Origin of the sequence: Mesorhizobium sp. M7A.F.Ca.CA.003.01.2.1 (assembly GCF_003998945.1) — a bacterium.
Taxonomy (GTDB): Bacteria; Pseudomonadota; Alphaproteobacteria; order Rhizobiales; family Rhizobiaceae; genus Mesorhizobium; species Mesorhizobium ciceri.
Window position 1 is genome coordinate 1 of sequence record NZ_RZRA01000329.1, and the last position, 5,469, is coordinate 5,469.

Annotated in this window: 8 protein-coding genes; 2 read left to right on the forward strand and 6 right to left on the reverse strand. The window is 61.5% G+C overall.

Annotated features, from left to right (window positions below; genetic code table 11):
• The coding region (locus tag EN969_RS15125; protein ID WP_206525161.1) for a pantoate--beta-alanine ligase at positions 1-298 on the forward strand (298 nt) is incomplete at its 5' end.
• A 37-nt stretch (positions 299-335) separates the two neighbouring features.
• Here EN969_RS15125 and EN969_RS15130 read toward each other — a convergent pair.
• From EN969_RS15130 to gatB, 4 genes are all read right to left on the reverse strand, one after another.
• The gene (locus EN969_RS15130) at positions 336-680 is read right to left on the reverse strand and encodes a hypothetical protein (protein WP_063170249.1); all 345 of its coding nucleotides are present in this window, start codon (positions 678-680) and stop codon (positions 336-338) included.
• A 99-nt stretch (positions 681-779) separates the two neighbouring features.
• Positions 780-1,478 carry an AIM24 family protein gene (locus EN969_RS15135; protein ID WP_027160398.1) on the reverse strand — a complete coding sequence of 233 codons (699 nt, stop codon included), beginning with the start codon at positions 1,476-1,478 and terminating at the stop codon, positions 780-782.
• A 161-nt stretch (positions 1,479-1,639) separates the two neighbouring features.
• Positions 1,640-2,134, reverse strand: coding sequence for a GNAT family N-acetyltransferase (locus EN969_RS15140; RefSeq protein ID WP_063168096.1), 495 nt, complete (start codon positions 2,132-2,134; stop codon positions 1,640-1,642).
• A 4-nt stretch (positions 2,135-2,138) separates the two neighbouring features.
• Entirely contained in the window at positions 2,139-3,638 is a 1,500-nt protein-coding gene (gatB, locus tag EN969_RS15145; protein WP_063168097.1) for an Asp-tRNA(Asn)/Glu-tRNA(Gln) amidotransferase subunit GatB, read from the reverse strand.
• Positions 3,639-3,992: 354 nt separating this feature from the next.
• On the opposite strand from gatB, the gene EN969_RS15155 reads away from it, so the two are divergent.
• Complete coding sequence (locus tag EN969_RS15155) at positions 3,993-4,295, forward strand: YjhX family toxin (RefSeq protein ID WP_082826465.1); 303 nt, start codon at positions 3,993-3,995, stop codon at positions 4,293-4,295.
• Positions 4,296-4,342: 47 nt separating this feature from the next.
• Here EN969_RS15155 and EN969_RS15160 read toward each other — a convergent pair whose 3' ends face one another.
• Both EN969_RS15160 and EN969_RS15165 read right to left on the reverse strand, forming a co-directional pair.
• Positions 4,343-4,774: a CBS domain-containing protein gene (locus tag EN969_RS15160; protein WP_013531344.1), complete on the reverse strand. Its 432-nt coding sequence runs from the start codon at positions 4,772-4,774 to the stop codon at positions 4,343-4,345.
• 87 nt (positions 4,775-4,861) lie between these two features.
• A partial coding sequence (locus tag EN969_RS15165) for a rhomboid family intramembrane serine protease (protein ID WP_164758267.1) occupies positions 4,862-5,469 on the reverse strand: 608 nt, incomplete at its 5' end.

The following is a 5,469-nucleotide window of genomic DNA, read 5'->3' on the forward strand; positions in this document are numbered from 1 at the left end:
CGCCATGTCGTCACGCAACGCCTATCTCGATGAGGCCGAACTGAAGGTCGGCCGCCAACTCAACGTGATATTGCGCAAAACGGCTGCGGCCCTGGCGGCAGGCGCCCACCAAACCGACGCAACCGAAGAGGCCAGCCGCGACCTCATCGCCGCCGGTTTCCAGAAGGTCGACTATGTCGAGGCACGCGAAAGCCTGACGCTTGCGCCATGGCGTCGAAACCGCGAAGGGCGTCTTCTCGCAGCGGCATGGCTCGGCAAAACCAGGCTAATCGACAATGTGGGGGTTCCCGCTGCCTAGCGAAGGCTCGATCCTCCGCGGCGGATTGCTGCCGCGCCTAGCTCTCGCTCTTTTGCCGGCCGGCCCTGACGATCAGGTGTCCCGCGACGATCCCAACCACCCCGGCAAAGGCTTTCACCAATGCATCGATGAGGCGTGCATGGCGACCGGGATCAATGAGCTGAAGCAGTTCCAGCATGCCGGCGATCACAGCCACAAAGATCACCACTTGATACAGTCGGTTGGGGAAGCCGACCGCGAGGGCGAAGCCTAGCAGGACATAAGCCAAGGCACGCTCGACATTTGCTTCAGCGAGATGCGGCCGCATCTGGATCGGCGACAAGGTCGCGAAAATGATGATGGCGAGCAGCGCCAGCGCCGCAGTGCGGAACAATTTGGTCATGGCCCTTGCATATCCGTGGTGAGCCGGCACGGCAAACGCCGCGATGACGCATGGCCGGGTCGCGGCCGCCATTGCTGCCCGCCAGTGGCCTTCGCCGAACTATTCCTCCGTCGGCATATGCAGATACATCGACTGGATGCCGACACGGCCCGGTCCGGTGAATCGGTTGACGATGAAATTCATGTTGGCGCCGAAGAAGCCGCTCGACAGGCGATCGATCTTGGTCTCCATCCTGACCGAGGCATCCTTGAACAGCCAGCCGCCTGGTTCGATGTCGATGGTTTCGCCGGCGGCGAGCGTCTTTTCGAAGACGTTGCCATAGCCGTGCAGCCAGACGATGCCATCGCCGGAATCACCGCGAAAGCGGTCGATGAAAAAGCCGCTCTGGCCGAACAGCATCGTCGCCAGGCCGCGCACCCGTTCGAAGGTGTAGTCGACATTGCCGGTGGCGGCGAGAAACTGGTGCTCGCGCACCTGGATCTCTTCGCCGTGCCTGAGATGGATCGGCACGATGTGGCCCGGCCCATCGCGGCTGAAGGCAACGATGCCCGCCCCCGACGCCTCGGTGACGAAGATCTGCATGCCGGCCATCATCCGCTTCAGCGCGCCCTTCAGCGATTTCAGGCCGATGGTGATGGTGGAATTCTTCCACAAAAGGATGTGGTGCTCGAAATAGACCGGCATGCGCGTGACATCGACCGAAAGCACCGGCACCAGCTCGCCCGCTATATGATAGGTGACGCCGCCAAAGGTCTCGTCCGACACCTGTGTCGGCATCAGTTCCGGCAAGCTTGGCATGACGATTCCCCAAGCTGCCTCGCATGCCACCGGTCAAACACCGATCATGGCTGGGGTCAGCGGCCACAGCTTTGCGCTCGATATTTGCGCCGTCAAATGAAAGCCGTGTGCTCGAGGGTCCACTCGCAACAACGTGATGCAATCGCGCGATCATCGAGCGCTCAGGCGGTCAGCATCCGCTCAAGAATCAACGCAGCAATACCGGACTGCGCCGGCCCATAATTGTCGGCCCGGCCAATCTCGGCAAAGCCGTTGGCCAGATAGAAGGCGACCGCACGCCTGTTCTGCTCCACGACCTCGATGCGTAGAGAGCGGGCTTCCGGAAAATTCTCGATCACCTCATCGAGCAACATCCCGCCGATGCCCCGGCCTTGCAGGTCGGGTGCGACATGGAGCTGTTGCAGGTCGACCACGGTGCCGCCTTCGACGCTTTCGGCATAGGCGACGCCGCCGATGCGCTTGCCGTCGTCGGCGACCAGGAATTCGGCATTCGGCCGCTCAAGGCTAGCTCTCAATTTCGCCGGCGAACACCAATCCTCGATGACCCGGTCGATCCGATCAGGGCCATAGACCGCGTCATAGGTCGTGTGCCAGGTTTCGACCAGCAGCGCCCGGATGGCCGTCAGATCACGTTCACCTGCGGTGCGGACAAACACCGCGCTACTCGATGCCCAGCTTGGTCTTGACGAGGTCGTTGACCGCTTGTGGATTGGCCTTGCCGCCGGTCACCTTCATCACCTGGCCAACGAACCAACCGGCCATGCTCGGCTTGGCGCGCGCCTGTTCGACCTTGTCGGGGTTGGCTGCAATCACCTCGTCTACGGCCTTCTCGATGGCGCCGGTGTCGGTGACCTGCTTCATGCCACGGCTCTCGACCAGCTGGCGCGGATCGCCGCCCTCATTCCAGACGATCTCGAACAGGTCCTTGGCGATCTTGCCGGAAATGGTGCCGTCCTTGATCAGATCGATGACCGCGCCAAGCTGCTCGGGGGAAACCGGAGCGTTTTCAATGTCTTTTCCGGCCTTGTTCAATTGCCCGAGCAGATCGTTGATGACCCAGTTGGCGGCGAGCTTGCCGTCGCGGCCGGCGGCCACCTTCTCGAAATAGTCGGCGATCGGCTTTTCCGAAACCAGGATCGAGGCGTCATAGACCGACAGGCCGAGCGACGCGATCAGCCGCGCCTTCTTGTCGTCTGGCAGTTCCGGCAATTCCTTGGCCAGCGCATCGACATAGGCCTGGTCGAATTCCAGCGGCAAGAGGTCCGGATCGGGGAAGTAGCGGTAATCATGCGCCTCTTCCTTGGAGCGCATCGAACGCGTCTCGCCCTTGACGGCGTCGAACAGCCGCGTCTCCTGGTCGATCTTGCCGCCATCCTCGAGAATGGCGATCTGCCGGCGCGCCTCGTAGTCGATGGCCTGGCCGATGAAGCGGATCGAGTTGACGTTCTTGATCTCGCAGCGCGTGCCGAACTCGCCGCCCGGCTTGCGCACCGAAACGTTGACGTCGGCGCGCATCGAACCTTCGTCCATGTTGCCGTCGCAGGTGCCGAGATAGCGCACGATGGTGCGCAGCTTGGTGACATAAGCCTTGGCTTCGTCGGCCGAGCGCATGTCGGGCTTGGAGACGATCTCCATCAGCGCCACGCCGGAGCGGTTGAGGTCGACATAGGACATGGTCACATGCTGGTCGTGCATCGACTTTCCGGCATCCTGCTCCAGATGCAGCCGCTCGATGCCGACTTCGATGTCCTCGAATTCGCCCTGACGATCGGGGCCAACGGAAACGATCACCGTGCCCTCGCCGACGATCGGCTGCTTGAACTGCGAGATCTGGTAGCCCTGCGGCAGGTCTGGATAGAAGTAGTTCTTCCGATCGAAGACCGACTTGTGGTTGATCTGCGCTTTCAGCCCAAGGCCGGTGCGGATCGCCTGCTTGACGCATTCCTCGTTGATGACCGGCAGCATGCCGGGCATCGCCGCATCGACCAGGCTGACATTGGCGTTGGGCGCCGCGCCGAAAGCGGTCGAGGCGCCGGAAAACAGCTTTGCTTCCGATGTAATCTGGGCATGGACCTCGAGGCCGATGATGATCTCCCAGTCGCCGGTGGCACCGGAAACAAGGCGCTTGGCGTCGGGCGTGCGGGTGTCGATGAGGGACATGGTGGCCTGCGTATTGGAACTGCGGATAATGCGTTTCGCACACTTTGGTGTGCAACTTCGCTAGTGCAAACCGCCAAAAGAGACAAGCGCCCAAAAAACACAAGCGCAAAGCCGCGGACTGGCCTTTTCAGCTGCGTTCGCCTATGGGAGGTCCATTCCAATGGAGAGTGGATGTCCACTTACGCTCAGTCCCGGTAAGGCCCTGACCTCCTGGCGAGGCAGGGCAGAAAACCTGAAACCCCGTGCCGCGAAGCTTCGCGGCGGCGGCATTTTTTGTTTTCCCGGAAAACTCTCACATGGATATTTCGCGCAGCGCATGACCCCGAAAATCGGTATCGATTTTCGGAAAGGATCATGCGCCAAATCATAAGTGCCACAGCGTCCTTTGCGCGTGCAAGAGGACGCGCGGCGCTGTGGAAACAGCGCATCCTGCACCTGCTCGCGCAGGGCGGACGCATTGAAATCGAAAAGAACGAGAAGAAACGGATCGCCTCCGTCAAATGCCTGACCCGCGACGGCTGGCATTATCCGGGCGTCGATCTCGAGCTGTTTCGAAAACTGAAGCGGAAGAAGGCTGTTTCTTCGTCTGACGGTGGACCCTACCGCATCACCCGGCGCGGGCTCGCACTCGTCCGCTCCGAACTCGACAACAGGTAACCACGGCTCCGCCGGTCGGTTCTCCGGCCGGCGGTTCGCCTCACCGCTCAGGCGGTGGCGATGTAGGCTCTGATCTCGTCGGCCTCGCGCTCGACATCCTCGATGCGGCGCTTGACCACGTCGCCAATGGACACGATGCCATCGAGCATGCCGTCCTTTTCCACCGGCAGATGGCGGAAGCGGCCTCGGGTCATGATCTCCATCACCTCGTTGACGGTGTGGTTTTCGTTGCAGATCTTCACTTTCGGCGTCATCGCCGAACGCACGGGGATATCGAGCGCGGCTCCACCTTCGCGGGCGACAACCCGGACGATATCGCGCTCTGACAGGATGCCGACGATCTTGCGATCGCCATTGGTGATGACCAGCGCCCCGATCTTGTGCTCTGCCAGGATACGGATGGCTTCGCTAAGCTTTTCGTTCGGCCCGAGCGTCAACACGTCATGGCCTTTTCTCTCGAGAATTGCCTTAACCGTCATGGCGTCCTCCTCTGCTTTGCCTGCCGGTTCCTGCCCTGACCGGCCTTCACGTAAGAGTGAACATCGTGCGCCGTGATCGGTTGCATTTCAAGTGTGGTGGTCGGCCGTCTCCCATTCGGGCGCCTGCCATCGCCTGTCGAACCAGCGCAGGCCGAAGAAGCCGGCGACAAAGCCGCCAATATGGGCCTCCCAGGCGATCTGGCCGTCTACCCCCGGGGCAAAACCGAGCAGGCCGGTGGCGAGATTGATGACCATCCACATGGCAAGGAAAATCACGACACCGCGCAAGCGCAACACGAATGCGATCGGCAGCACCGGGCCGGCGAAGGCGGCCTTGCCGGCCGAACGATCGGTGCGGAAGCCAAAACGCGCCGCAGCCCCCATCATGCCTGATATCGCACCGGAAGCCCCGACCAGCGGCGCCTCACCGTAAGGATGCAGTGCCCAGAAAAGCGCGACCGAAGCCAGCCCGGTTGCGGCAAAGAACAGCGCGAACCACAGCGTTCCCAGACGGTTTGCCAATGGTGAGCCAAACGCGGCGAGCCACACCATGTTGATGGCGATATGGGCAAAGCCGCCATGCATGAACGCGTAGGTGAAGGGCCGCGAAAACAGGAACCAGTCGAAGCCGTATTGCCCGGTGTAGAGAACGGGGATGAAGGCCCCGTCATACAGCAATGTCATCTGCTGGGATT

Excerpts from the sequence above, each read along its gene's own strand:
- EN969_RS15130 (WP_063170249.1), bottom strand. The coding sequence starts at position 680 with ATGACCAAATTGTTCCGCACTGCGGCGCTGGCGCTGCTCGCCATCATC.
- EN969_RS15135 (WP_027160398.1), bottom strand. The coding sequence starts at position 1,478 with ATGCCAAGCTTGCCGGAACTGATGCCGACACAGGTGTCGGACGAGACC.
- gatB (WP_063168097.1), bottom strand. The coding sequence starts at position 3,638 with ATGTCCCTCATCGACACCCGCACGCCCGACGCCAAGCGCCTTGTTTCC.
- EN969_RS15155 (WP_082826465.1), top strand. The coding sequence starts at position 3,993 with ATGCGCCAAATCATAAGTGCCACAGCGTCCTTTGCGCGTGCAAGAGGA.
- EN969_RS15160 (WP_013531344.1), bottom strand. The coding sequence starts at position 4,774 with ATGACGGTTAAGGCAATTCTCGAGAGAAAAGGCCATGACGTGTTGACG.